The organism is Thermomonas mangrovi (genome assembly GCF_028201335.1).
Classification (GTDB): domain Bacteria; phylum Pseudomonadota; class Gammaproteobacteria; order Xanthomonadales; family Xanthomonadaceae; genus Thermomonas; species Thermomonas mangrovi.
Window position 1 is genome coordinate 17,082 of record NZ_JAPEVV010000010.1, and the last position, 23,897, is coordinate 40,978.

The 23,897-nt window shown below is 71.8% G+C and carries 26 protein-coding genes, 1 tRNA gene and 1 pseudogene; 22 read left to right on the forward strand and 6 right to left on the reverse strand.

Features of this window, described 5'->3' with window-relative positions; genetic code table 11:
* Positions 1 to 33 precede the first annotated feature (33 nt).
* Positions 34 to 552, reverse strand: a complete 519-nt coding sequence (locus tag ON759_RS13450; RefSeq protein ID WP_271680911.1) for an adenine phosphoribosyltransferase — start codon at positions 550 to 552, stop codon at positions 34 to 36.
* Between the two features lie 238 nt (positions 553 to 790).
* Between ON759_RS13450 and ON759_RS13455 the strand changes: the two genes are divergently transcribed.
* From ON759_RS13455 to ON759_RS13485, 7 genes are all read left to right on the forward strand, one after another.
* Positions 791 to 1,117, forward strand: coding sequence for an EF-hand domain-containing protein (locus ON759_RS13455; protein WP_271680912.1), 327 nt, complete (start codon positions 791 to 793; stop codon positions 1,115 to 1,117).
* Positions 1,118 to 1,219: 102 nt separating this feature from the next.
* Entirely contained in the window at positions 1,220 to 1,960 is a 741-nt protein-coding gene (locus ON759_RS13460) for an HAD family hydrolase (RefSeq protein ID WP_271680913.1), read from the forward strand.
* A 107-nt stretch (positions 1,961 to 2,067) separates the two neighbouring features.
* Positions 2,068 to 2,508: a hypothetical protein gene (locus ON759_RS13465; RefSeq protein WP_271680914.1), complete on the forward strand. Its 441-nt coding sequence runs from the start codon at positions 2,068 to 2,070 to the stop codon at positions 2,506 to 2,508.
* Positions 2,509 to 2,594: 86 nt separating this feature from the next.
* Positions 2,595 to 3,014: a copper resistance protein NlpE N-terminal domain-containing protein gene (locus ON759_RS13470; protein WP_271680915.1), complete on the forward strand. Its 420-nt coding sequence runs from the start codon at positions 2,595 to 2,597 to the stop codon at positions 3,012 to 3,014.
* Between the two features lie 113 nt (positions 3,015 to 3,127).
* A complete protein-coding gene (locus tag ON759_RS13475) occupies positions 3,128 to 3,712 on the forward strand; it encodes a hypothetical protein (protein ID WP_271680916.1) in 585 nt (194 codons plus the stop codon).
* A 10-nt stretch (positions 3,713 to 3,722) separates the two neighbouring features.
* Positions 3,723 to 4,127, forward strand: coding sequence for a GFA family protein (locus ON759_RS13480; RefSeq protein ID WP_271680917.1), 405 nt, complete (start codon positions 3,723 to 3,725; stop codon positions 4,125 to 4,127).
* 4 nt (positions 4,128 to 4,131) lie between these two features.
* Positions 4,132 to 5,016: an SDR family NAD(P)-dependent oxidoreductase gene (locus ON759_RS13485; RefSeq protein ID WP_271680918.1), complete on the forward strand. Its 885-nt coding sequence runs from the start codon at positions 4,132 to 4,134 to the stop codon at positions 5,014 to 5,016.
* Here ON759_RS13485 and prpF read toward each other — a convergent pair.
* Entirely contained in the window at positions 5,013 to 6,212 is a 1,200-nt protein-coding gene (prpF, locus tag ON759_RS13490) for a 2-methylaconitate cis-trans isomerase PrpF (protein ID WP_271680919.1), read from the reverse strand. The genes ON759_RS13485 and prpF overlap by 4 nt on opposite strands.
* 1 nt (position 6,213) lies before the next feature.
* Positions 6,214 to 8,844, reverse strand: coding sequence for a Fe/S-dependent 2-methylisocitrate dehydratase AcnD (acnD, locus tag ON759_RS13495; protein ID WP_271680920.1), 2,631 nt, complete (start codon positions 8,842 to 8,844; stop codon positions 6,214 to 6,216).
* A gap of 82 nt (positions 8,845 to 8,926) precedes the next feature.
* Here acnD and dusA point away from each other — a divergent pair, with 82 nt between their 5' ends.
* From dusA to ON759_RS13520, 5 genes are all read left to right on the forward strand, one after another.
* Positions 8,927 to 9,937 carry a tRNA dihydrouridine(20/20a) synthase DusA gene (dusA, locus tag ON759_RS13500; protein WP_271680949.1) on the forward strand — a complete coding sequence of 337 codons (1,011 nt, stop codon included), beginning with the start codon at positions 8,927 to 8,929 and terminating at the stop codon, positions 9,935 to 9,937.
* Positions 9,934 to 10,845, forward strand: coding sequence for an arginine deiminase-related protein (locus ON759_RS13505; RefSeq protein WP_271680921.1), 912 nt, complete (start codon positions 9,934 to 9,936; stop codon positions 10,843 to 10,845). The genes dusA and ON759_RS13505 overlap by 4 nt, the downstream gene beginning before the upstream one ends.
* A 113-nt stretch (positions 10,846 to 10,958) precedes the next feature.
* On the forward strand, positions 10,959 to 11,345 hold the full coding sequence (locus ON759_RS13510) for a PepSY domain-containing protein (RefSeq protein WP_271680922.1): 387 nt from the start codon (positions 10,959 to 10,961) through the stop codon (positions 11,343 to 11,345).
* Positions 11,346 to 11,409: 64 nt separating this feature from the next.
* Positions 11,410 to 12,093, forward strand: coding sequence for a response regulator transcription factor (locus ON759_RS13515; RefSeq protein ID WP_271680923.1), 684 nt, complete (start codon positions 11,410 to 11,412; stop codon positions 12,091 to 12,093).
* A gap of 54 nt (positions 12,094 to 12,147) precedes the next feature.
* Positions 12,148 to 13,608: an ATP-binding protein gene (locus ON759_RS13520; protein ID WP_271680924.1), complete on the forward strand. Its 1,461-nt coding sequence runs from the start codon at positions 12,148 to 12,150 to the stop codon at positions 13,606 to 13,608.
* A 166-nt stretch (positions 13,609 to 13,774) separates the two neighbouring features.
* On the opposite strand, the gene ON759_RS13525 is transcribed toward ON759_RS13520, so the two are convergent.
* Positions 13,775 to 14,521 (reverse strand): M90 family metallopeptidase, encoded by a 747-nt coding sequence (locus tag ON759_RS13525; protein WP_271680925.1) that lies wholly within the window; start codon positions 14,519 to 14,521, stop codon positions 13,775 to 13,777.
* A 37-nt stretch (positions 14,522 to 14,558) separates the two neighbouring features.
* The gene (locus tag ON759_RS13530) at positions 14,559 to 14,861 is read right to left on the reverse strand and encodes a hypothetical protein (RefSeq protein ID WP_271680926.1); all 303 of its coding nucleotides are present in this window, start codon (positions 14,859 to 14,861) and stop codon (positions 14,559 to 14,561) included.
* Positions 14,862 to 15,002: 141 nt separating this feature from the next.
* Between ON759_RS13530 and ON759_RS13535 the strand changes: the two genes are divergently transcribed.
* The 9 genes from ON759_RS13535 (at position 15,003) to ON759_RS13575 (ending at position 21,645) form a co-directional block, all read left to right on the forward strand.
* Entirely contained in the window at positions 15,003 to 16,829 is a 1,827-nt protein-coding gene (locus tag ON759_RS13535; RefSeq protein ID WP_271680927.1) for a DegV family protein, read from the forward strand.
* 62 nt (positions 16,830 to 16,891) lie between these two features.
* A complete protein-coding gene (plsY, locus tag ON759_RS13540; RefSeq protein WP_271680928.1) occupies positions 16,892 to 17,542 on the forward strand; it encodes a glycerol-3-phosphate 1-O-acyltransferase PlsY in 651 nt (216 codons plus the stop codon).
* Positions 17,539 to 18,525, forward strand: coding sequence for a bifunctional biotin--[acetyl-CoA-carboxylase] ligase/biotin operon repressor BirA (gene birA / locus ON759_RS13545; protein WP_271680929.1), 987 nt, complete (start codon positions 17,539 to 17,541; stop codon positions 18,523 to 18,525). The genes plsY and birA overlap by 4 nt, the downstream gene beginning before the upstream one ends.
* On the forward strand, positions 18,522 to 19,241 hold the full coding sequence (locus tag ON759_RS13550; protein WP_271680930.1) for a type III pantothenate kinase: 720 nt from the start codon (positions 18,522 to 18,524) through the stop codon (positions 19,239 to 19,241). The genes birA and ON759_RS13550 overlap by 4 nt, the downstream gene beginning before the upstream one ends.
* A gap of 9 nt (positions 19,242 to 19,250) precedes the next feature.
* Positions 19,251 to 19,952, forward strand: a complete 702-nt coding sequence (locus ON759_RS13555) for an SPOR domain-containing protein (protein WP_271680931.1) — start codon at positions 19,251 to 19,253, stop codon at positions 19,950 to 19,952.
* A gap of 45 nt (positions 19,953 to 19,997) precedes the next feature.
* Positions 19,998 to 20,073: transfer RNA gene (locus tag ON759_RS13560), tRNA-Thr, on the forward strand.
* Between the two features lie 55 nt (positions 20,074 to 20,128).
* Positions 20,129 to 21,052 carry an arginase gene (rocF, locus tag ON759_RS13565; RefSeq protein WP_271680932.1) on the forward strand — a complete coding sequence of 308 codons (924 nt, stop codon included), beginning with the start codon at positions 20,129 to 20,131 and terminating at the stop codon, positions 21,050 to 21,052.
* Between the two features lie 126 nt (positions 21,053 to 21,178).
* Positions 21,179 to 21,331 carry an entericidin A/B family lipoprotein gene (locus tag ON759_RS13570; RefSeq protein WP_271680933.1) on the forward strand — a complete coding sequence of 51 codons (153 nt, stop codon included), beginning with the start codon at positions 21,179 to 21,181 and terminating at the stop codon, positions 21,329 to 21,331.
* A gap of 197 nt (positions 21,332 to 21,528) precedes the next feature.
* A complete protein-coding gene (locus tag ON759_RS13575) occupies positions 21,529 to 21,645 on the forward strand; it encodes an entericidin A/B family lipoprotein (RefSeq protein WP_271680950.1) in 117 nt (38 codons plus the stop codon).
* 63 nt (positions 21,646 to 21,708) lie between these two features.
* Here ON759_RS13575 and ON759_RS13580 read toward each other — a convergent pair whose 3' ends face one another.
* On the reverse strand, positions 21,709 to 22,473 hold the full coding sequence (locus ON759_RS13580) for a hypothetical protein (protein WP_271680934.1): 765 nt from the start codon (positions 22,471 to 22,473) through the stop codon (positions 21,709 to 21,711).
* A gap of 108 nt (positions 22,474 to 22,581) precedes the next feature.
* Here ON759_RS13580 and ON759_RS13585 point away from each other — a divergent pair.
* Positions 22,582 to 23,892: pseudogene (locus ON759_RS13585) on the forward strand (tryptophan--tRNA ligase); the annotation flags it as partial.
* Positions 23,893 to 23,897: the final 5 nt, after the last annotated feature.

Sequence of the window (23,897 nt, forward strand, 5' to 3'; positions counted from 1 at the left end):
GGCGCGTCGCGCCGGCGTCCGCCAGTACAGGGGTCAGGGCACCCACGCGGCGCGCAACGGCGCGTCGCCGGACCAGCGCGCGCGCCCGTCGAGGAAATCGAGCTCGATGAGCACCGCGGCGCCGACCACGTCGGCCTGCAGCGCATCCGCCAGTCCGCGTGCGGCGGCGAGCGTGCCGCCGGTCGCGAGCACGTCGTCGACCAGCAACACGCGCGCGCCCGGTGGCAGGGCATCCGCCTGCACCTGCAACGCATCCTCGCCGTATTCGAGCGCATAGCGCTGCTCGATCACCCGGCCCGGCAACTTGCCGGGCTTGCGGACCGCCACCAGCCCGGTGCGGAGTTCCCGCGCCAGCGGCGCGCCGAGCAGGAAGCCGCGCGCCTCGATCGCCATCACCGCGTCGATCGCGGTGTCGCGCCACGGTGCGGCGAGTGCATCGATCGCCGCCGCGTTCGCGAGCGGATCGGCCAGCATCGGCATGATGTCCTTGAACACGATCCCCGGCTTCGGGAAGTCCGGGATGTCGCGGATGCGCTGGATCCAGTCGGCCACGGGCGGTCCTCGGCAAAGCGCGCATCATGCCGCGCGCCGTGCGGGCGCTCAACGTGGGCGCCGCCCGCCTTGCACGGATCCGTGGTTGGGTGGTTAAGGCGATGTTGCGGTTCAGGCTGCGCGGCAAGGCATGTTCAGAGCGCGTCCGTAAGGTGGGTGGCGCATCCGGTGCCGGACCTGTCAGCGGACCCGGGTGCGACGCACGTTTTGATCCCCCGCAGAACGCACGAGGTGACACATGCAGAAGACAATGCTCATGGCCGCGCTGTCGGCCACCCTGGCGATGGCCGCGGCGACGGTGCAGGCGCAGGACCCGATGCCGCCCAAGCCCGCCCCGCCGCCGCCCGCGACCCCAGCGCCACCGGCCGCGCCGATGTCGTGGAGCGCGCTGGACGCGAACGGCAACGGCACCCTGGACGCCGGCGAGGCCGCGCGCATGGAGAGTCTGGCCAAGGTCTTCCCGGCGGCGGATGCAGACGCCAACGGTGAGCTCAGCCAGGACGAGTACAAGGCCTGGCTTGCGGCCAATGGAAACGGCAAGGCGAAGCCCGCTGCAGGCGGCTGATCGCGATTCGAGAGAACACGGCGCAGGGACGCGCCAACCGTTGTGGCACGGCACGAAGGGCGGCGCGAGTCGCCCTTCGTCTTGCCCGTTTACACTGGCGCCATGCAGCCACAGACCCTTCGCTGCGCGGACATCGCGCTGGTCGGCTTCGATGCCGACGACACCCTCTGGCGCAGCCAGGACTACTTCGACGAGGCGCAGGCGCGGTTCGAGGAGATCGTGGCCGGCTATGTCGACCTCGGCGACCTGGGCGGGCGCCTGTACGCGGTCGAGAAACGCAACATCGCGCTGTTCGGCTACGGCGTGAAGGGCATGGTGCTGTCCATGATCGAGGCCGCGGTGGAGATCACCGGCGCACGCATCAGCGCCGCCGACCTGCATCGCATCGTCGTCCTCGGCAAGGACCTCCTGCAGCACCCGGTCGAGTTGCTGCCCGGCGTGCGCGAAGCGGTGGCCGAGGTCGCGTCCACGCACCCGGTGGTGCTGATCACCAAGGGCGACCTGTTCCACCAGGAAGCGAAGGTGCGCGATTCCGGCCTCTCCGACCTGTTCCGGCGGATCGAGATCGTCAGCGAAAAGGACCCCGCCACCTACGCGCGCCTGTTCGAGGAATTCGGCATCGACGCCGGGCGCTTCCTGATGGTCGGCAATTCGCTGCGCTCGGACATCGCGCCGGTGCTGGCGCTGGGCGGTTGGGGCGTGCACGTGCCGTACCACACCACCTGGGCGCACGAGGCGGAGGCGCCGCTCGGCGAAGGGATCGAACGCATGCGCACGATCGCGCGACTGGCGCTGCTTCCCGCGGCGATCCACGAACTGCAGGCGCAGAACTCACTTCGCTGAATGCCGCCCCTTGGCTAGCGCCGCAGTGGGGCTGGATTAAAAACATGTTCATGGCAGCCGCGCGAAGGTGTCCCTGCGTCCGCATGGTGCGGACCGAGGAGACCTCCATGAGCCTGACGACCCGATTCCTTGCCCCCGCCGTTCTGGCCGCCAGCCTTGGCGCTGCGGCGATCGCCGTGCCGGCTCCGGCGCAGGCGCAGTCCGACGCCCTGGTCCGCGTGCTGGTCGACGTCGCCGACGTGGCCTTGCGTGGCGGCGTGCCGTACTACCGCTACGGCAACTACGGATACGGCGACCGACTGGTGATGCAGCGCGACCGCTACGGCCGCCCGGTCTACTACCGCTACGTGCCGCGCGCGTCCTATCGCGCGGGTCCGCCGTACGGCAACGCCTATGGCCATTACCGCAACCGCGGCAATCCCGTGACCGGTCCGCAGCGGGTGATGTGCAACCACAACGGCAAGTGCACCGCGGTGTACTACGACCCGCGCCATGACCGAGATGGCGACCGCGACTGGGATGGTCGCCGCTGGCGCGACCGCCGCTGAGTTCCGCCATGCCGCGGCACGACGAACGGCGCCCACGGGGCGCCGTTCGTGCGTCCGGATCCGGCCGGGTGCGACACAATCGGCGCATGCCGCGCCTTTCCTGCGTTGTCGCCTCACTCGTCCTGCTGTTGGCCGGCTGCGGGCGCGTGGAAGCGCCGGCGGAGCAGGCGGGCGAGCCCGGTATCGGGATGGAATTCAGCGGCGTGCGCGCCTGCGCGGACTGCGACGCGATCGAGGCGTGGCTGCGATTGGAGGCGGATGGTGGCTCGCAGCGCTACCGCCTGGTCGAACGTTATCTCGACGATGGCCATGCGCGACGCTTCGAGGAGTCCGGGACGTGGCGCGCGCGCGGCGACCTGCTGCAACTGCGGCGCGTCGATGGCGGCGAGCGTACCTACCTGCGCCTGGCGGATGGCCGCCTGCAGGCGCGTGCATCGTCCGGGCGGGCGGATCCGCGGCTGGCGGACGATCTGCTGGCGCCGCTGGCCCGACCCCATCCGCGTTGATGCGGCGTGTTCGCATGCCACGCACGCCGTCGCTTGCGACACAATGGCATCCAATCCCAGCGACCCGAGGTGGGCCCGTGCCGAGATGCCGCGCGGTTTCGTTCGTTTGCGCCATGGCGCTGGCCGTCGCGGCCCAGGCGGCGGCGCAGGTCGCCAGCCCGGGCTGGACGCCGCGCACCGGCGATGCCTGGGTCGATGCCTGGCTCGGCGACATGAACGCCTACGCCCATCGCTATCGGGATCCCTTCATCGACGAAGTCGTGCGTTACCAGGGCGCGCCACGCCCGCTGGTCGACGAGTTGTTGGTGCGGCGTCGCTGGGCGCCCGCCGACGTGTACTACGCCTGCGCCATCGCGCGGGAGGTTGGTCGTCCCTGCGATGCCGTCGCGGATGACTGGCAGCAGCACCGCGACCAAGGATGGGGCATGGTGGCGCAGCGGCAGGGGATCCGGCCGGGTTCGCCGGAGTTCCGTCGCTTGAAGCGGGGCTTGGTGCCCACCTACGATCGCTGGGCGCGCCCGATCCTCCTGGATCCGGAGCTGCAGCGGATCTATCCCAATCGGGGCAAGGCGGCGGATCCCGGGGTACGCCCCTCGGGAGAAGGGCCGGCGGCGCCGAAAGCGGGGCCCCCACGCAGTGGCGACGCCAGGGCGGCGCGGACCAAGCCGCGCGACAAGGCCGATGCCACTCCGCGATGAGCGCCTTGCGATGACCCCGCCCCCTGCCCGCACCGACTTCGCCGGCGGCTGCCATTGCGGGCGCGTGCGTTTCGAAGTGGACGCAGCGACCCCGCTCGAGGTGCTGGACTGCAACTGCTCGATCTGCCGGATGACCGGCTTCCTGCACCTGATCGTGCCGGCCACGCGGTTTCGCCTGCTGTCCGGCGCGGACGCGCTGGTCGAGTACCGCTTCAATACCGGCGCGGCCCGGCACCTGTTCTGCGGCCACTGCGGCATCAAGTCCTTCTACGTGCCGCGCAGCCACCCGGACGGGATCAGCGTCAACGCGCGCTGCCTCGATGGCATCGACCTCGCCGCCGTGCGCGTGATTCCCTTCGACGACCACCACCGCGAGGCGGCGATGGCCGGCATCGCCCATCTTTCCGAGGCCTGAACGCATGCACATGATCGACCTGGCTGGCCGCGTCGCCATCGTCACCGGCGCGGGCGGCGGCCTCGGCCGCCAGCACGCCCTGCTGCTCGCACGGCGCGGTGCACGCGTGGTGGTGAACGACCTCGGCGCGGGCGCCGACGCGGTGGCCGCCGAGATCGTGGCCGCCGGCGGTCAGGCGCGCGCCGTGCAGTGTTCGGTGACCGATGCCGACGCGGTGCAGGCGATGGTCGATGGCGTGGTCGCCGACTGGGGCCGCGTCGACATCCTGGTCAACAACGCCGGCATCCTGCGCGACAAGTCCTTCGCCAAGCTCGACCTCGCCGACTTCCGTGCGGTGGTCGACGTGCACCTGATGGGCGCGGCCCACTGCAGCAAGGCGGTGTGGGAACCGATGCGCGCGCAACGCCATGGCCGCATCGTGATGACCACGTCCTCGTCCGGCCTGTACGGCAACTTCGGCCAGGCCAACTACGGCGCGGCGAAGATGGCGCTGGTCGGGCTGATGCAGACGCTGGCGCTGGAAGGCGAGCGCTACGGGATCCGCGTCAACTGCCTCGCGCCAACCGCGTACACGCGGATGATGGAAGGCATCCTGCCGCAGGACCAGCTGGATGCGCTGGATCCGGCGCTGGTGAGCCCGGCGGTGCTGGCGCTGGTCGCCGACGCCGCCCCGACCCGCGCGATCCTGTGCGCGGGCGCGGGCAGCTACGAGCTAGCGCACGTGACCCTCACCCAGGGCGTGCACCTGGCCGACCCGACGCCGGAAGCCCTGCTCGCGCAATGGGATGCGCTGGCCGACCGCGACGGCGAGATGGTGCCGGGCACCGGCTTCAACCAGGCCCGCCACGAATTGCGCAAGGCCGGCCTCGCGATTCCCGACGCCGACTAGGCGCCCGCCACCTGTTCCACCGGCACGCGCACCGTGCCTTCCATCAGCACCCGCGCGGACCGCGACATCACCGCCTTGGTCGCGACCCACTGGCCGTCGACCTGGCGCACGTCCGCGCCCACGCGCAAGGTGCCGGAGGGATGCCCGAAGCGCACGACGTCGCGGGTCCCGCCGCCGGCCGCGGCATTGACCAGCGTGCCCGGCACCGCGGCGGCGGTGGCGATGGCGACCGAGGCGGTGCCCATCATCGCGTGGTGCAGCTTGCCCATCGAGATCGCGCGCGCCAGCAGGGCGATGTCGGCGGCGGCGACCGGCTTGCCGCTCGACGCGACGTAATCCTTGGGCGGCGCGACGAACGCGACCTTGGGCGTGAGCGGGCGCGCCGCGGCCTGCGCCACGTCGCCGATGAGCCCCATGCGCACCGCGCCGGCGGCGCGGATGGCCTCCAGCTTGGCCAGCGCGGCCTTGTCCTCGTTGATCGCGGGCTGCAGCTCGGTGCCGTCGTAGCCGAGCGTCGCCGCTTCGACGAACACCATCGGCACGCCGGCGTTGATCAGGGTGGCGCGGACGCGGCCTAGGCCGGGCACGTCGAGTTCGTCGACCAGCTGGCCGGTCGGGAACATCGCGCCGCCGTCCTCGCCTTCGTCGGCGGGATCCAGGAATTCCAGCGCGATCTCGGCGGCGGGGAAGGTCACGCCGTCGAGCTCGAAGTCGCCGGATTCCTGCACCTCGCCAGCGCGCACCGGCACGTGCGCGACGATGGTCTTGCCGATGTTGGCCTGCCAGATCCGCACCGTGCACAGGCCGTCGCGCGGGATGCGCGCGGGGTCGAGGAAGCCGTTGGCGATCGCGAACGGGCCCACCGCGGAAGACAGGTTGCCGCAGTTGCCGCTCCAGTCGATGAAGTCGCCGTCGACCGGCACCTGGCCGTAGAGGTAGTCGACATCGTGGTCCGGCACCGACGCCGGCGAAATGATCACCACCTTGCTGGTGCTCGAGGTCGCGCCGCCCATGCCGTCGGTCTGCTTGCCGTATGGATCGGGCGAGCCGATGACGCGCACCAGCAGGGCATCGCGCGCCTTGCCTGGCGCCTGCGCGAACGCGGGCAGGTCCTGCAGGCGGAAGAACACGCCCTTGCTGGTGCCGCCGCGCATGTAGGTGGCGGGGATGCGGAGTTGCGGGGCGAAGTCGCTCATCTCACGCGCTCCGGTTGGCGGCGAGGAAATCCTGCGCGAAGCGCTGCAGCACGCCGCCGGCCTCGTACACCTCGACGTCTTCATCGGAATCCAGCCGGCAGGTCACCGGGACCTCGACGGTCTCGCCGTTGGCGCGGTGGATCACCAGCGCCAGCGTCGCCCGCGGGGTGCGCGCACCGACCACGTCGAAGGTTTCGGTGCCGTCGATGCCCAGCGTCTTGCGGGTGGTGCCGGGCAGGAACTCCAGCGGCAGCACGCCCATCCCGACCAGGTTGGTGCGGTGGATGCGCTCGAAGCCCTCGGCGACGATCGCCTCCACGCCTGCCAGGCGCACGCCCTTGGCGGCCCAGTCGCGCGAGCTGCCCTGGCCGTAGTCGGCGCCGGCGATGATCACCAGCGGCTGCTTGCGCTGCATGTAGGTTTCGATCGCTTCCCACATGCGCACCACGGTGCCGTCCGGCTCGATCCGAGCCAGCGAGCCCTTCTTCACCTCGCCATCGACCACCGCCATCTCGTTGACCAGCTGCGGGTTGGCGAAGGTCGCGCGCTGCGCGGTGAGGTGGTCGCCGCGATGGGTGGCGTAGGAATTGAAGTCCTCCTCCGGCAGGCCCATCTTCGCCAGGTATTCGCCGGCCGCGCTGGAGGCGAGGATCGCGTTCGACGGCGACAGGTGGTCGGTGGTGATGTTGTCGCCGAGCACCGCCAGCGGGCGCATGCCGCGCAGCGTGCGTTCGCCGGCCAGCGCGCCTTCCCAGTACGGCGGGCGGCGGATGTAGGTGCTCTGCGGGCGCCATGCGTAGAGCGGGGCGACGTGGCCGGCGTGCGCCATGCGCGGCGCGAACATCGGGTCGTAGACCCGGCGGAACTGTTCGGGTTTCACGCTGGCGCGCACCACCGCGTCGATCTCGGCGTCGCTCGGCCAGATGTCCTTGAGCGTGACCGGGCGGCCGTCGGCATCCAGGCCCAGCGCATCCTTCTCGATGTCGAAGCGCACCGTGCCGGCGATCGCGTAGGCGATCACCAGCGGCGGCGAGGCGAGGAAGGCCTGCTTGGCGTAGGGATGGATGCGCCCGTCGAAGTTGCGGTTGCCGCTGAGGACCGCGGTGGCGTACAGGTCGCGGTCGATGATCTCCTGCTGGATCGCGGGGTCCAGCGCACCGCTCATGCCGTTGCAGGTGGTGCAGGCGAAGGCGACGATGCCGAAGCCCAGGCGTTCCAGCTCCGCCAGCAGGCCGGCCTCCTCCAGGTACAGCTGCACCGCCTTGCTGCCCGGCGCCAGCGAGCTCTTCACCCACGGCTTGCGCAGCAGGCCCCTGGCATTCGCGTTGCGCGCCAGCAGGCCGGCGGCGATCACGTTGCGCGGGTTGCTGGTGTTGGTGCAGGAGGTGATCGCGGCGATGATGACCGCGCCATCCGGCATCAGGCCGGCGGCTTCGTCGGCCTTGCCCGCGGCGAGCTTGGCCTCGTCGGCGATGCCGCGCGCGGCGAGGTCGTCCACCGGCAGGCGGCGATGCGGGTTCGACGGACCGGCCATATTGCGCACGACGCCGGACAGGTCGAACCGCAGGGTGCGTTCGTACTGCGCATCGGCGAGATCATCGGCCCACAGCCCGGCGGCCTTCGCATAGGTCTCGACCAGCCGGACCTGGGCGTCGTCGCGGCCGGTCAGGCGCAGGTAGTCGAGCGTGTTGTCGTCGATGGCGAACATCGCCGCGGTGGCGCCGTACTCGGGCGCCATGTTGGAGATCGTCGCGCGGTCGCCGATGGTCAGCGCCGCGGCGCCCTCGCCCCGGAACTCCAGGTAGGCGCCGACCACCTTCTCCTTGCGCAGGAACTCGGTCAGCGCCAGCACCACGTCGGTGGCGGTGATGCCGGGCCGCGGCCGGCCATCGAGTTCGACCGCCACGATGTCCGGCGTGCGCATCCACGAGGCGCGGCCGAGCATCACGTTCTCCGCTTCCAGCCCGCCGACGCCGATCGCGATCACGCCGAGCGCATCCACGTGCGGGGTGTGCGAGTCGGTGCCGACGCAGGTGTCCGGGAAGGCCACGCCATCTTGCACGTACACCACCGGCGACATCTTCTCCAGGTTGATCTGGTGCATGATCCCGTTGCCCGCGGGGATCACGTCGACGTTGGCGAAGGCGTGCTTGGTCCATTCGATGAAATGGAAGCGGTCGGCGTTGCGGCGGTCCTCGATCTCGCGGTTCTTGCGGAACGCCTCCGGGTCCGAGCCCGGCGCCTCCACCGCCAGCGAGTGGTCGACGATCAGCTGCACCGGCACCACCGGATTGACCCGCGCGGGATCGCCGCCCTGGTCGGCGATCGCGTCGCGCAGGCCGGCGAGGTCGACCAGCGCGGTCTGGCCGAGGATGTCGTGGCAGACCACGCGCGCCGGGAACCACGGGAAGTCGAGGTCGCGGCGGCGTTCGACCAGCTGGGCGAGGTAGGCGTCGCGCATGGCAGGGTCGGCCTTGCGCACGATGTTCTCGGCGTGCACGCGGGCGGTGTAGGGCAGGCCGGCCCAGGCGCCGGGGCGCAGCGCCTCGACCGCCGCGCGGGCGTCGTACCAGTCCAGGGAGGTGCCGGGCAGCGGCTTGCGGAACATCGCGTCGGGGGCGGGGCTGGTCATCGCGGTCGTGGGGTGCGTGGGCGAGGCCGCCATTGTCGCGCATGCCTCCGTTCGCCGCAGTCAGACGATGGTCGTCCGTACAATGCCGGCCGTGACCCCTGCGCCCGCCATCCCCGCCGACCAGCTGCGCCTGTCCGTCGCCCCGATGATGGACTGGACGGACCCGCATTGCCGCGTCTTCCACCGCGTGCTGGCGCCGCATGCGCGGCTGTACAGCGAGATGGTCCACGCCAACGCGGTACTCCACGGCGACCGCGCGCGCCTGCTGGCGATGGACCCGGTCGAGCATCCGGTCGCGCTGCAACTGGGCGGCAGCGAGCCGGCGCTGCTGGCCGCGGCCGCGCGGATCGGCGTCGACGCCGGCTTCGACGAGGTCAACCTCAACTGCGGCTGCCCTTCGGACCGCGTGCAGGCGGGGCGCTTCGGCGCCTGCCTGATGCGCGAGCCGGCGCTGGTCGCCGACAGCGTGGCGGCGATGATCGCGGCGGTGCCCGGCGTACCGGTGACGGTGAAGTGCCGGCTCGGCGTCGACGACGACCACGAATGGGAGCGCTTCCTCGCCTTCGTCGACACCATCGCCGCCGCCGGCTGCGCGACCTTCGTGGTGCATGCACGCAATGCGTGGCTGCAGGGCCTGTCGCCGAAGGAGAACCGCGAGGTGCCGCCGCTGCGCTACGACTGGGCCTACCGGCTCAAGCGCGAGCGCCCGGCGCTGCAGGTGGTGGTCAATGGCGGTATCGCCGATGCGGCGGAGGCGACCGCGCACCTGGCGCATGTCGATGGCGCGATGCTCGGTCGCGCCGCTTACCACACGCCCTACCTGCTGCATGAACTCGACGTCGCGTGGTTCGGCGGCGCGCTGCGCTCGCGGGCCGACCTGCTGCGCGCCTACCGGCCGTATGTCGAGGCGCAGCTCGATCGCGGGGTGTTCCTCAAGCACATCGCCCGCCACGTGCTCGGCCTGTTCGCCGGCCAGCCGGGCGGTCGCGCGTTCCGCCAGGTCCTGAGCGAGGGCGCGCACAAGCCGGGTGCCGGCTGGGCGCTGGTCGAGCAGGCGCTGGCGCTCACCGAGCGCGGGGCGCAGGCGGCATGATCACCCGCGACCTCGATGCCTTCTTCGCCTTCGCGCGTGGCGTCGAAGCCGACTTCGGTCCGGCCACGCCGCGCGCGGCGTTCCTGGTCGCGCCGGACGGGTTTGCGCGGGCCGGGCAGTCGGCCACCGACAACGTCTACATGGCCGATGCCGCCGCCTTCGACGCGCAACGTGCCTCCCTGCAGCACCGCGACCTGCAGCGCGCGATCTCCGCGGTGCTGCCGACGCTCTGCTTCGCCGGCGATCCGGCCACCCCGGACGCGGTGTTCCCGAACAACGTCTTCGGCTGCGCACCCGGGCGTTACGTGGTCGGCCGCATGCGCCACCCGGTGCGCCAGCGCGAGGCCGGGCGCGCCGACATCCGCGCCTTCTTCCGCGACGTGCTGGGCCGCGACGAGGTCGACCTGTCCGGCCAGCCGAATCCGTGCGAGCTCACCGGCTCGCTGGTGATCGACCGCGCCCGCGGGCTGGGGTATTGCGGCCTCTCCGAGCGCTGCGACGAGGACGGCGCGCGCCTGATGCACGCGGCCTTCGGCCTGCGCGCCACCCTGCTGTTCGACCTCGCTGCCGGCGAGTACCACGCGAACGTCGTGCTGGCGGTGCTGGCCGGGCGGGCGGCGGTGGTCTGCCCAGGCGGTTTCGCCGATCCGGCGGTGCCCGCGGCGATCGCCGGGTTCCACGCGCCGCATGCGATCACCTGCAACGCCGACGAACATGTCGCCTTCGTCGGCAATTGCATCGCCTTGTCCCGGGAAACGGTGTGGATGAGCGCCGCCGCCGCCGCGGCCCTGGCCCCGCCCCATCGGCAGGTCCTCGCGGAAGCCGGTTTCCGGGTCGAATCCGTGGCCCTGGACGCGATCGAGGCCGGGGGCGGCTCCCTGCGCTGCTGCATCGGCGAAGTGTTTTGACGGGTGCCGCTGCCCCGAACCTGAACAGCGCGGTATCCTGTTCAGGTGATTTCAGGGCCGATTCACCGCCCGCGCCCAGAATCGTCGCCAACGTTCCGCCAACTGGTCCCGCCATGTCCCGCCGTCGCCCGCCCTCGTTGACGCTCCTGGCCCTCGCCTTGCTGGCGATGCTGCCGGCGTTGCCGGCCTTCGCGGATCCGCAATCGAACGGCGGTGGCCGGGGCGGGCGCCAGCAGCAGGAACAGGGCAACAATCGCGCGGACCACAGCAGCCTGTCCGATGCCGTGCGCCGGGTCGAGCGCGACACCCGCGGCGAAGTGCTGTCGGCCGAGCGCGTGCAGTACGACGGCCGCGATATGCACCGGGTCAAGGTGGTGGACGACCAGGGCCGCGTGCGCGTCTTCATGCAGGAGCCGCGCCACGACGAAGGCGAACGCCCGGCCCAGCGCGAGAGCGGTGGTCGTCGCCCGCCCCCGCCTCCACGCGACAATGACGACTGACCCCGCATCCTGAGCCGCTGACAGATGCCCCCGGCCGCGAGGCCGGATCCCACGAGGAGATTCCATGCGTATCCTGCTCGTCGAAGACGAAGCCCCGCTGCGCGAAACCCTGGCCGCGCGTCTGAAGCGCGAAGGCTATGCGGTCGATGCCGCGCAAGACGGCGAGGAAGGCCTGTACATGGGCCGCGAAGTGCCGTTCGACGTCGGCATCATCGACCTCGGCCTGCCGAAGATGTCGGGCATGGAGTTGATCAAGGCCCTGCGCGACGAAGGCAAGAAGTTCCCGGTGCTGATCCTGACCGCGCGCTCCAGCTGGCAGGACAAGGTCGAGGGCCTGAAGCAGGGTGCCGACGACTACCTGGTGAAGCCGTTCCATGTCGAGGAGTTGCTGGCCCGCATCAATGCGCTGGTCCGCCGCGCCGCCGGCTGGAGCAAGCCGAGCCTGGAATGCGGACCGGTGATGCTCGACCTCGCCGCGCAGACGGTCAGCGTCAACGGCGCCAACGTCGACCTCACCAGCTACGAGTACAAGGTGCTCGAGTATCTGATGATGCACGCCGGCGAACTGGTCTCGAAGGCCGACCTCACCGAGCACATCTACCAGCAGGACTTCGACCGCGACTCGAACGTGCTCGAAGTGTTCATCGGCCGCCTGCGCAAGAAGCTCGATCCCGATGGCAGCCTCAAGCCGATCGAGACCGTGCGCGGCCGTGGCTACCGCTTCGCGATCCCGCGGAGCGGGGAGTAAGCGCATTCCGGCGGCGCGGCGCGTGAGGCCCGCCGCTGGTCGCGCGTCCCGCGCATGACCCCGGCGCCCGCCGTCGATCCCCCGAAGCCCACGGGCGCGGCCGACCAGCCGCGCCCGCGTCGTTTGCGCATCGCCCAGCCCCGTTCGCTGCAGTCGCGCCAGTTGTGGGCGGCAAGCCTGGGCCTGGTGGCGTTCCTCGCGCTGGCCGGTTTCGCGCTGGACCGCGCGTTCCTCAGCACCGCGCAGAGCGGCATGCGCGAGCGCCTGCACAGTTATGCGCTTGCCTACGCCAGCAGCGACTTCGCCCGCGACGGCAGCGTCATCCCGCCGTACGACCCGCCCGACCCGCGCTTCAAGCGCCCGGGTAGCGGGCTGTATGCGCAGATCGTGCTGCCGAGCCGGCGTTGGGAGTCGGAGTCCGCGCAAGGGCCGCGCCTGCCGCCGGCCTCGATGCTCGCTGCGCGCCAACAGGTCTTCGAAGGGCCGTTGCCGCTCACCCAGATCAATGGCGAGGCGGGCGAGGTCTACCGCTACGGGATCGGCCTGGTCGACGCGACTCGCGCCGACGGCACCGAGGTGCCGTACGCCGTCTATGTACTGGAGGACACCACCGCGCTCGGCCGGCAGCTTGGGGCGTTCCGCTCCGCGCTCTGGCTCAACCTGGGCGGTGCGGGCCTCGTCCTGCTGCTGCTGCAGATGCTCGTGCTGCGCTGGAGCCTGCGTCCGCTGCGCGATGTGATCGCCGACCTCAAGCGCGTCCAGGCCGGCCACGCGTCCGGCATGAGCGAAGCCCATCCGCGCGAGCTGGAACCGCTGACCGCCAGCATCAATGCGTTCATCGAGAGCGAGCGCGAGAACCTGGACCGCCAGCGCAACACGCTCGCCGACCTCGCGCACAGCCTGAAGACGCCGCTGGCGGTGATGCGCACGCGGCTGGACAGCGGCGCCGGCGAGGCGGAGTTGCGCGTCGAAGTTGACACCCAATTGCGGCGCATGAATGACCTGGTGTCCTACCAGCTGGCGCGCGCCGCGCGCTCCGGCCACCAGTTGTTCGCCGCGCCGATCGAGATCGAGCCGCACGCCGAGCAGATCGTGACCGGGCTGGAGAAGGTGTATGCCGGCAAGCGGGTGCTGTGCGAGTTCGAGATCGCGCCGCAGGCCCGCTTCCACGGCGAGGTCGGCGACCTGCAGGAGTTGCTGGGCAACCTGCTGGAAAACGCGTTCAAGTGGGCGCGGGCGCGTGTCCTGCTGACCATCGCCGAAGGCACGGAGAGCGCCGGTCGCCGGCCCGGCCTGTCGATCGCGGTCGAGGACGATGGGCCCGGCATCGCCGAGGACCGCATCGCGCATGTGCTGCAGCGTGGCGTGCGCGGCGACGAGCGGGTGCAGGGCCACGGCATTGGCCTCGCGATCGTGCAGGACATCGTCAAGAGCTATCGCGGCGAGCTGCACGTCTCGCGTTCGGCGGAGCTTGGCGGCGCGAAGTTCGAGATCGTGCTGCCGCCGGGACTCTGACCGCGCACGCATCGATGCTGCGACCACGCGGCCTGCGCCTTGGGGCATGGCTTCGCCGCTCTATCCAGTCATCCACGACTGATGTCGCGGCCGCGGGCCATCCCTGGCCCGCTCGAAGCCATGCCCCAAGGCGCAGGCCGCATGGCTGCCATGCGTGCCAGCCGCTTTATGCGAGCAATGGCGCTCCGTAGAACCGCTGCAGGTGCGCCGCAACCTCGGGCATGGCGTCGCGCAGTCGCGCGGGATCGCTGAAGTGGTACTCGGTGCAGACCGCGAAGAACTCCTCCGGGGATTCGGTCGCATAGTCGTCGATCGGGCTGTCGTCGCCGGCATCGACCCGCGCGCACAGCGCGTCGTAGGCGCGCTGGAAGTCGGAGGCCCATTGCAGCTGCCAGTCGCGCGGGAGCGGCGGGGTGCCGTCCATCGCGCCGTCCAGCGCATCCAGCTTGTGCGCGATCTCGTGGGCGACCACGCAGAAGCCGTCGCGCGGTGCGGCGATGTCGGCGCGCACGTCGGCCCAGGACAGGATGACCGGGCCGTGCTCCCACGCCTCGCCGATCATGTCGTCGTCCCATTCGTGCAGCACGCCATGCGCGTCCTGGTGGCTGCGCTGCACCCGGAAGGCGTCCGGGTAGACCAGCAGTTCGCGCCAGCCGTGCAGGCCCTCGCGTCCGAACTCGAGCAACGGCAGGCAGCACAGCATCGCCAGGCGCAGGCGCTGCACGTCGTTCAGGCGCAGCCCGCGCAGCGGGGTGATCGCCTTGCCGGCGAGGAAGGCGGCGACCAGCGCCTGCAAGCGCTGGTCGCGCGCGGGGTCCAGCGTGCGCAGCCAGGGCAGGCCGGCGGCGGCCTGGCGCCAGAGCGCAGGATCGAGGTCGGGCGCAGTGTTGCGCCGCCGGAACGGCCAGATCATCGCGGGTGCGGGCGGGCCGGCGTGGTGCCGGCCTCGCTCAGCGGAACATCCCGGGCAGGAAACTGTGCCAGCGCGGCGCGGCAGGACGCGTGCCGGTGGCGCGCGGCGCAACGGCCGGCTTCGCCTTCGGGGTCCTGCGCGCGGCGTTCGCCGCGGCCGGATCGGCCTCCGGATCCTCGACCCGATCGGCGTCGGTGGCGGTCGCGGTTTCCCCGTCCGGGCAGCTGCCGGCGCCATCGGCCGACAGGTGGCGTCCATCCGTGGCGGCGGCGACGCCGCTGGCGCACAGCAGCGCGATGCAGACCAGGGCCAGGCGGAAGCGGCGGGCGGACAGCGACATGCGGGTCACCAGAGAGGAGGACGGGCACGCTTTGGAGGCATGATCCCAACACGGACTATAGCGTGGATGCAGCCTGAACGGAAAAGGTTGCATGGTGCATCGCAACAGGCCCCGTGGCGCGGATCGCGCAGACTTCGCCGCATGGATGCCGCCCAGTCCACGCCCGCTCCCGCCGTCACCGCCGCCGCGCTGCGCCGCGCGATGATCGCCGGTACGCGCCGGGTCATCGCCGCGCGCGACGAGCTCAATCGCATCAATGTGTTCCCGGTGCCCGACGGCGATACCGGCAACAACCTCGCCTCGACCCTCGGCAACGTGCTGCAGGGTGCGTTGAGCCGGCGCAGCCGGCACATCGGCGAACTGCTCGCGCGCATCGGCAACGACGCCATCGATGGCGCGCGCGGCAATTCCGGCGCGATCATGGCGCAGTTCCTCGTCGGCCTGGCCGAGCAGGCGCGCAACGCCCCCGTGCTGGACGCGCGGGCGCTGGCCGCCGCGGTGCGACGGGGCGCGGACAGTGCGCGCAGCGCACTGGCCAAGCCGGTGGAGGGGACCATCCTCAGCGTCATCTCCGCGTTCGCCGATGCGCTCGACGAGGCCGCGGGCCAGGCCAGCAGCGACGATCCACGCACCGGCTTCACCCGCGCATTGCAACGGGCGCGCCACGCACTGGCGGATACGCCGCGGCAGATGCCGGTGTTGCAGAAGGCCGGGGTGGTCGATGCCGGCGCGCGCGGCTTCGTCGACTGGCTGGAAGGCATCGCCGAATACGTCGAGGGCGGCCCGCGCGCGATGCGCATGCAGGCCGCGCCCGCCGCGGCGAACGATGCCGGCGCGGAGATCGCGCACCTGCACGAAGATGTGGATCCCGATTGCCGCTACTGCACCGAATGCCTGGTGCTGGGCGATGCGATCGACCGCCAGGCGTTGCAGGCGGCGCTGGTGGCGCTGGGCGTCGATTCCCTGGTCGTCGCCGGCAGCCGCACGCGGGTGCGCGTGCATGGCCATGTCGGCAGCCCGCAGGCGCTGTTCGATGCCTGCGCGCTGCATGGCCAGGTCGAGTCGATGAAGGCCGACGACATGCTGCAGCAGCAGCGGAGCGCGGAGTCGCCGACCCGGGTGGCGATCGTCACCGACAGCGCGGCCGACCTGCCGGGCTTGCTGGCCGACCGCCTCGGCATCCACGTCGTCCCGGTGCGGGTGAGCCTGGACGGCCGCGACTACCTCGACCGCCTTGGCCTCACCGCCGGCGCGTTCTACCGGCGCATGGCGGCGAGCGCGCAATTGCCGAAGACCAGCCAGCCGCCGCCCGGCGACTTCCGCCGGGTGTTCGAGCACGTGCTGGCGCACCAGTCCGGCGCGGTCTATGTCGGCTTGTCGCGGCCCTTGTCCGGCACCCTGCAGGCCGCGGAGACCGCCGCGCGCGCGCAGCCAAAACCACCGGCCTGCCTCGACAGCGGACACGTGAGCGCGGGCCAGGCCCTGCTGGCGTGGCGGGCCGGCGAACTGGCCGACGCCGGCGCCGGGACTGCGGAGATCCTCGCGGAGATTGCGCGGCTCAAGCCATTGACCACCACGTGGGCGATGGCGCGCGACATCTCGCACGCGGTGCGCGGTGGGCGGATCCCGCGCTGGGCGGGGCCGATGGTGCGCTGGAGCGGCCTGCTGCCGATCGCCAAGGTGCGCGGGGACGGCACCCTCGGCGTGGCCGGCGGGCTGTTGGCCCGTGGCCGTGCGTCGGAAGCCTTCGCCCGTTACGTTGCACGACGCGCGCCCGTGGCCAGCGGCTGGCGGCTGATCGTCGGGCATGCGGATGCACCCGCGGATGGCGAGCGCCTGCTCGCGGCCTTGCGCACGCGCTTGCCGGTGGTCGAGGCGCACCTGGTCGAAGTGGGTCCGGCGGTGGGTGCGCACGCGGGGCCCGGCACGCTGGTGGTCGGCCTGCAGCCGGCCCCGGACGCGGCCTGAGTGCGCAGGCCCCGCCTGCCGCGATGACCGGGCGCTGACGCGGCGCGATTATCATCACCGGCATGCCCCCGATCGCCTTGACCGTCCTGCTGCTGCTGTGCGCTTACCTGCTGGGGTCGGTGTCCGGCAGCCTGCTGCTCGGTCGCCTGCGCGGGGTTGACATCCGTCGCCACGGCAGCGGCAACGCCGGCGGCACCAATGCCCTGCGCACCCTCGGCTGGCGCTTCGCGCTCGGGGTGGTCGCGATCGACCTCGGCAAGGGCGCGCTGGCGGCGTGGCTCGCGCTGCGCTTCGCGCCGCTGGGCCAGGCGTTCGACGTGACCGCGCATGGCTATGCCGCCGCGGCCTGCGCGGTGGTCGGCCATGTGTGGCCGCTGTGGCACGGCTTCCGCGGCGGCAAGGGCGCGGCGACCGCGGTCGGCGGCCTGTTGATGCTGTGGCCGTGGTCAATCGGCGTGCTGCTGCCGGTGTGGATGCTGGTGCTGGTCGCCACCGGTTACGTCGGGTTGTCGACCGTGCTCGCCGCGCTGGCCCTGCCGGTGCTCGCGTGGGGCACCGACGCCGAGCCCGCGCGGCTGTGGTTCTCCATGTTTGCGGCGCTCTTCATCGCCTTTACCCACCGCGCCAACCTGCAGCGCCTGCGGCAGGGCACCGAGTCGCGCTTCGAACGGGCGCGCCTGTTGCATCGGCTGCATCGCGGTTGGTCGCGGTGAGCGACGCGCACGCCGAACGCACGCTGCTGCAGCGACTGGCGGCCGGCCCGGTGAGCGGTGATGCGCTCGCCCGCGAGGCCGGGCAGACCCGCGCCGCGGTGTGGAAGCGCATCGAAGCCTTGCGCGCCGCCGGCGTCGTGGTCGAGGCCGTGCCCGGACGCGGCTATGCCTTGCGCGATCCGCCCAACTGGCTGGACGCCGCAGCGATCCGTGCCGCGATGGCGCCGACAGCGCACCTCCAGCTGGCGTCGCTGGAGGTGGCATGGACGCTCGACTCCACCAACAGCGAACTGCTGCGGCGCGGGGCGCCGGTGGACGGCTGCGCGGTGCTGCTCGCCGAGCGCCAGACCGGCGGTCGCGGGCGACGCGGCCGCAATTGGCAATCGCCGCTGGGCGCGCATGTCTATCTCTCGGTGGCCCGCCAGTTCGACGGCGGACTGGCGCGCCTGGGCGGGCTGAGCCTGGTCGCCGGGATCGCCGCCTGCGACGCATTGCACGACCTTGGTTTCGGGCGCGTTGCGCTGAAGTGGCCGAACGACCTGGTCGTCGACGATGGCCACGGCCTGCGCAAGCTCGGCGGATTGCTCGTCGAAGGCGGCGGCGAGGCCGGTGGCGTGGCGCGCGCGGTGATCGGCCTTGGCCTCAACGTGCGCATGCCTGGGGCGGTGGGCGCCGGCATCGACCAGCCCTGGATCGATCTCGCGGCGATGCAGGCCGGGGTCTCGCGCAATGCGGTCGTCGCCGCCGTGCTGGACGCGTTGCTGCCGGCGCTGGCGCGTTTCGACGCCGACGGCCTCGCGCCCTTCCTGCCGCGCTATGCCGTGCACGATGCGCTCGCCGGACGCGGCGTGCGCGTGCACGACGCGGCCTCCACATGGGAGGCGCAGGCGCTCGGCATCGCCGAGGACGGCGCGCTGCGGGTGCGCATGGGCGATGGCCACGAGCGCCGCGTGCACGCGGCCGACGTGAGCGTGCGCGCATGAGCACCTGGGTGTTCGACCTCGGCAACACGCGCTTGAAATACGCCGAGGTGGGTACCGATGGCCTGCCCGGCGAGCCCCGGGCGATCGCCCATGATGCGGCTGGCGACTGGCTGCGCGCGCTACCGCGGGGCGATGTCGCCTGCGTGGCCAGCGTGGCCAGCGAGGAGCGCCGGGTGGCGCTGCTGGATGCGCTGTCCACCCGTTTCGCGCGTATCCACCGGGTGCACACGCAGCCGCGCCTTGGCCCGTTGCGCATCGCCTATCCCGTGCCCGCCCACCTAGGCGTGGATCGTTTCCTCGCCCTGCTCGATGCCTGCGGCTCCGGGCCGGCGTTGGTGGTCGGCATCGGCACCGCGTTGACCATCGACGTGCTGGATGCCGCTGGCGGCCATCGCGGCGGCCGCATCGCGCCCTCGCCGCGACTGATGCGCGAGGCCCTGCATGCGCGTGCGGCGGTGTTGCCGGAGGCGGGAGGTGCCTACGCCGAATTCGCCGACGACACCGCGCCGGCCCTGGCCTCGGGCTGCGAAGGCGCGGCGATCGCGCTGGTCGAGCGCAGCCTGGCGCAGGCCACGACCTTGCTCGGTGCCGCGCCGGCGCTGCGCCTGCACGGTGGCGGCGCGGCAACGCTGCGCCCGTTGCTGCCCGCGCACGACTGGGTGCCGGATGCCGTGCTGCGCGGGCTCGCGCGCTGGCACGCGCTGGCCTTCGCATAAACTCGCGGCATGTTCCTGCGCGCCGCGATCCTGGTCTTGCTGGTCCTCAACCTCGGGGTCGGGGCGTGGTGGCTGTGGGCGGGCGGGCCCGCACCCGCGCCGGCCAGCGCGTCGCGGGACATCGAAGGCGTGCCCGGCCTGCGCCTCGTGGCCGAAGCACCACCGCCTGTGCCGCCACCGGTCGCGACGCCGCCCGGCGTGGCTGAAGCACCGCCGGCAGGCTCGCCGACCGTCGCGGTGGCCGCGCCTGCGTCCGCACCCGGCGAGGCCTGCCTGAGCTTCGGTCCGTTCGCCGATGCCGCCGCGCGCGACGCATTGCGCCCGGCGTTGGCGTCGGCGCTGCAACTGGTCGATCGCGAACAGGCCGCCCGGCCCGCGCGCGGCTGGCGGGTCATGCTTCCGGCGCAACCCAGCCGCGAGGCCGCGGTGGCCCTCGCCGAGCGCATCAAGGCCGCCGGCATCAACGACCTCTACGTGATGGGCGAAGGTCCGGAGGCCAACAGCATCGCGCTCGGCCGGTTCGGCGGCGAAGAGGCGGCGCGCCGGCGCGAAGCCGAACTGCGCGCCAAGGGCTTCCCGGCGCAGGCCTCGCCGCTGGGCGGCAGCCCGGCGCAATGGTGGCTCGACGTGCGCCTGTCGGCGCATGCCGATCGCGCGGCGGTCGCCGCGTTCGGTCCCTCGCGGCCGGTGGCCTGCGACACCCTGCGCTGATGCGCGGGGCGGCCCGTGGCACGACAGGCTAGAATCCCGGCCAGCGCCGCTTTAGCTCAGCTGGTAGAGCAACCGCCTTGTAAGCGGTAGGTCATCCGTTCAAATCGGATAAGCGGCACCAGTTGCCCGCGCCCGCGTGGACCCGTCCGCGGCGCCTCCACGACGAAGGAACCGCGATGAGCCGACGCTATCCGCCCGTGACCCTGTTCGGCGTCCCCACCGACATCGGCGCCTCGCGGCGTGGTGCCTCGATGGGCCCCGAGGCCTTGCGCGTGGCCGGACTGGTCGAGGCCATCGCCGCGCGCGGCGTGGACGTGCGCGATGCCGGCGACGTGCAGGGGCCGCGCAACCCGACCAGCCCACCGGTGGACGGCTATCGCCACCTCGACGAAGTCGTCGCCTGGAACCGCGCCGTGTTCGAGGCCAGCACCCGTGAGCTGCAGGCCGGGCGCATGCCGATCCTGCTGGGCGGCGACCATTGCCTGGCGATGGGCTCGATCGCCGCGGTCGCCGCGCATTGCCGCGCCACCGGCCGCAAGCTGCGCGTGCTTTGGCTGGATGCGCATGCCGATTTCAACACCCGCGACATCACCCCGAGCGGCAACCTCCACGGGATGCCGGTCGCCTGCCTGTGCGGGCTGGGCCCGGCGCCGCTGACCGGCCTCGGCGGCCACGTGCCGGCGATCACCCCGGACCAGGTGCGGCAGATCGGCATCCGCTCGGTGGACCCGGGCGAGAAGCGGCTGGTGAAGGAATACGGCCTCGACATCTACGACATGCGCTACATCGACGAGGTCGGCATGCGCCGCACCCTGGAAGAAGCGCTGGAGGGCGTCGATGCCGACACCCACCTGCACGTCAGCTTCGACGTCGACATGCTGGACCCGTCGATCGCGCCCGGCACCGGCACCCGCGTCCCGGGCGGCGTGAATTACCGCGAGGCGCAGCTGATCATGGAGATGGTGGCCGACACCGGGCAACTCGGGTCGCTCGACCTGGTCGAGGTCAACCCGGCGCTGGACCGTCGCAACGCCACCGCGAGGCTGGCCGTGGACCTGGTGGAGAGCCTGTTCGGCAAGTCGACGCTGATGCGCGACTGAGGCATCGCATTGCCGTTCATGCGCGGTTGCGCGCTTGCACGCGCGCTTCACGGGGGGGTGCGTTTCATGGTCGGGCGGGCGCACGGCGTCCGGCAGATCCGACCCCAACCCCCGAGGAGTTCCCCCATGAAGCGCATCGCATCCCTGTTGCTGCTGGCCGCGTTCTCGATGTCCGCCCTGACCGCCTGCAATACCGTCGCGGGCGCCGGCAAGGACGTGCAGAAGGCCGGCGAGAAGGTCGAAGAGAAGGCCCAGGATTGCAAGGACGGCAAGTGCTGAGGTCCTGATCGGTCTTCCCAGGACGGACAACCAGCCGCATGGAGGCGGTGCGGGCCGGGACTTTCCCGGCCCGTTGTCGTACCGGGCCGCCGATTGCGCGCGTGGCGGCGTCTTCGCTAAGCTGAACGTGGTCGCTTACGGACTGCCAGAGGGTGACGAAGATGCTGCGGATGACTGCGAAGATCGTGGTGCTGGCGATGGGCTTGGCCCTGCTGGCGGGTTGCAACACCATCGCGGGTGCCGGCAAGGACGTGCAGAAGGTCGGCGAGAAGGTCGAGAAGACCGCCGAGCAATGCAAGGACATGAAGTGCTGATCACCTGACCGCCGATGGCGGCATGCACGGGCCCGCGCAAGCGGGCCCGTGTCGTTTGCGGGATCACTCGCCGGGCGGGTCGGCGACGAAGGCGCCGGGGAAGGCGGTCGGCCGGTGTTCGGCAATCCAGGGCCGGGGCAGGATGCCGCGCGCGGCCAGGCTTTCCGCGTCGTCGTAACGCAGTTGCCGCAGCTGCACCGGGCTGCGGCTTGCGCGTACGAAGTGGGTGCGCCCCACCGGCGACCACGCGCGCTGGCCATGGCCGGTCCCAAGTTGTTGCGGCACGGCTGCTGCATCGGCGGTGGCGGCCTCGGCGCGCGCGGCGGGCGCCGATGCCTTGGCCTGTGCCCGCGCCTCATCCTGCAGCACGATCGGCGGGGTGGGCGGGGCCTCGCGGAACACGGCGATGCCGATCACCCCGACGTCGGCCGGGCGCCCGGTGCGCGCGGCATAGCTGTCCGGCACGTCGGTGAACAGGAACTCGGCGACATCGTCCAGCGACTTGCGCCAGCCGGCGATCTCCGTGGTTTCCCACGGGCCGAGCACGTAGCCGGCCTGGCCCGGGGCCGCGGTTTCGCCGGTCACCGCGTTCACCCCGTCCACCGAGAGCACCACCAGCACGCGTTCGCCGGTGGTGTTGGCGAGGCGCACCGCGTAGCGATGCCCGGGGATGCCGGCGATCCACGCATCGCCGCGATGCGCGTATTGCGGCATGACCGTGGCGGCGTCGCGATCGACGACGTCGAGGCGGACGAGGTCGCGGGCCGGCAGGGGCAGGCAGGCGGTGCCGGCGAGCAGGGCAAGGGCGAGCAGCATTGGGCGCGTCATGGCAGGGCTCCGGGTGGGTGGACCGTGCCTGCCAACGCGCGCCCGCGGCGGGCGGGGTTGCGTGGCCCGCCGGTTACACTGTGCGCCGCTTCGGACAGCCCCCCGCGCATGAGCAAGACCCGCGTCCTCACCGGCATCACCACCTCCGGGACCCCGCACCTCGGCAACTACGTCGGCGCGATCCGCCCGGCGATCGCGGCCAGCCGGGCGCCCGGCGTGGAGAGCTTCTACTTCCTCGCCGACTACCACGCGCTGATCAAGGTGAGCGACCCGGCGCGCGTGCAGCGCAGCACGCTGGAAATCGCCGCCGCGTGGCTGGCCTGCGGGCTGGAACCGGACAAGGTCTGGTTCTACCGCCAGTCCGACATCCCCGAGATCCCCGAGCTCACCTGGCTGCTGACCTGCGTCGCCGGCAAGGGCTTGCTCAACCGCGCGCATGCCTACAAGGCCGCGGTGGACAAGAACCGCGCCGAGGGCGAGGACGACGACGCGGGGATCAGCGCGGGCCTGTTCATGTACCCCGTGCTGATGGCCGCCGACATCCTGGTCTTCAACGCGCACAAGGTGCCGGTGGGCCGCGACCAGGTGCAGCACATCGAGATGGCGCGCGACTTCGGCCAGCGCTTCAACCACCTCTACGGCGACCACTTCACCTTGCCCGAGGCGGCGATCGAGGAGCAGGTGGCGACCCTGCCCGGCCTCGACGGCCGCAAGATGAGCAAGAGCTACGACAACACCATCCCGCTGTTCGCGCCGCGCGCCGAACTCAAGAAGTTGATCGCCGGCATCCTCACCGACTCGCGCGCGCCCGGCGAGCGCAAGGACACCGAAGGCTCGGCGCTGTTCCAGCTCTACCAGGCGTTCGCCTCGAAGGAGGAGACCGCCGCGTTCGCCCGGGCCTATGCCGACGGCATCGGCTGGGGCGATGCAAAGCAGCAGCTGTTCGAGCGCATCGATGCCGAAGTCGCGCCGCTACGCGAACGTTACGAAGCGCTGATGGCGAAGCCGGGCGAGATCGAGGCGATCCTGCGCGACGGCGCGGCGCGGCTGCGCGTGCAGCACGCCACGCCGATGCTCCGGCAGCTGCGCGAGGCGGTCGGCCTGCGCGACCTGTCCACCAGCCCCGTGGTCGCGGCAGGCGCCCCGTCGCGCCGCGAGGCCGCGGCGCTGCCGGTGTTCAAGCAGTACCGCGATGCCGACGGCAAGTTCTACTTCAAGCTGGTGCAGGGCGAGCGCGTGTTGCTGCAGAGCGTCGGCTTCGCCTCGCCGCGCGATGCCGGCCAGCGCGTGGCCGCGATCAAGCAGGGCGAAGTGGGCGATGCCGCCAGCGATTTCATGCTGGGCGAGGGCGTGACCGAGGACGAGGTCAACGCGGCGCTGTCCGCGTTCGTCGCCGCGCAACTCGAAGGCACGGCCGGGCCCGG

Coding starts and splice junctions, on each gene's coding strand:
- rocF (WP_271680932.1), top strand. CDS start 20,129: ATGAGCCGACGCTATCCGCCCGTGACCCTGTTCGGCGTCCCCACCGAC.
- ON759_RS13470 (WP_271680915.1), top strand. CDS start 2,595: ATGCCGCGCCTTTCCTGCGTTGTCGCCTCACTCGTCCTGCTGTTGGCC.
- ON759_RS13515 (WP_271680923.1), top strand. CDS start 11,410: ATGCGTATCCTGCTCGTCGAAGACGAAGCCCCGCTGCGCGAAACCCTG.
- ON759_RS13485 (WP_271680918.1), top strand. CDS start 4,132: ATGCACATGATCGACCTGGCTGGCCGCGTCGCCATCGTCACCGGCGCG.
- ON759_RS13580 (WP_271680934.1), bottom strand. CDS start 22,473: ATGACGCGCCCAATGCTGCTCGCCCTTGCCCTGCTCGCCGGCACCGCC.
- ON759_RS13520 (WP_271680924.1), top strand. CDS start 12,148: ATGACCCCGGCGCCCGCCGTCGATCCCCCGAAGCCCACGGGCGCGGCC.
- ON759_RS13460 (WP_271680913.1), top strand. CDS start 1,220: ATGCAGCCACAGACCCTTCGCTGCGCGGACATCGCGCTGGTCGGCTTC.
- acnD (WP_271680920.1), bottom strand. CDS start 8,844: ATGACCAGCCCCGCCCCCGACGCGATGTTCCGCAAGCCGCTGCCCGGC.
- ON759_RS13480 (WP_271680917.1), top strand. CDS start 3,723: ATGACCCCGCCCCCTGCCCGCACCGACTTCGCCGGCGGCTGCCATTGC.
- ON759_RS13455 (WP_271680912.1), top strand. CDS start 791: ATGCAGAAGACAATGCTCATGGCCGCGCTGTCGGCCACCCTGGCGATG.
- prpF (WP_271680919.1), bottom strand. CDS start 6,212: ATGAGCGACTTCGCCCCGCAACTCCGCATCCCCGCCACCTACATGCGC.
- ON759_RS13530 (WP_271680926.1), bottom strand. CDS start 14,861: ATGTCGCTGTCCGCCCGCCGCTTCCGCCTGGCCCTGGTCTGCATCGCG.
- ON759_RS13465 (WP_271680914.1), top strand. CDS start 2,068: ATGAGCCTGACGACCCGATTCCTTGCCCCCGCCGTTCTGGCCGCCAGC.
- ON759_RS13475 (WP_271680916.1), top strand. CDS start 3,128: ATGGCGCTGGCCGTCGCGGCCCAGGCGGCGGCGCAGGTCGCCAGCCCG.
- ON759_RS13505 (WP_271680921.1), top strand. CDS start 9,934: ATGATCACCCGCGACCTCGATGCCTTCTTCGCCTTCGCGCGTGGCGTC.
- ON759_RS13575 (WP_271680950.1), top strand. CDS start 21,529: ATGGGCTTGGCCCTGCTGGCGGGTTGCAACACCATCGCGGGTGCCGGC.
- ON759_RS13535 (WP_271680927.1), top strand. CDS start 15,003: ATGGATGCCGCCCAGTCCACGCCCGCTCCCGCCGTCACCGCCGCCGCG.
- plsY (WP_271680928.1), top strand. CDS start 16,892: ATGCCCCCGATCGCCTTGACCGTCCTGCTGCTGCTGTGCGCTTACCTG.
- ON759_RS13550 (WP_271680930.1), top strand. CDS start 18,522: ATGAGCACCTGGGTGTTCGACCTCGGCAACACGCGCTTGAAATACGCC.
- ON759_RS13510 (WP_271680922.1), top strand. CDS start 10,959: ATGTCCCGCCGTCGCCCGCCCTCGTTGACGCTCCTGGCCCTCGCCTTG.
- ON759_RS13555 (WP_271680931.1), top strand. CDS start 19,251: ATGTTCCTGCGCGCCGCGATCCTGGTCTTGCTGGTCCTCAACCTCGGG.
- dusA (WP_271680949.1), top strand. CDS start 8,927: ATGCCGGCCGTGACCCCTGCGCCCGCCATCCCCGCCGACCAGCTGCGC.
- ON759_RS13525 (WP_271680925.1), bottom strand. CDS start 14,521: ATGATCTGGCCGTTCCGGCGGCGCAACACTGCGCCCGACCTCGATCCT.
- ON759_RS13570 (WP_271680933.1), top strand. CDS start 21,179: ATGAAGCGCATCGCATCCCTGTTGCTGCTGGCCGCGTTCTCGATGTCC.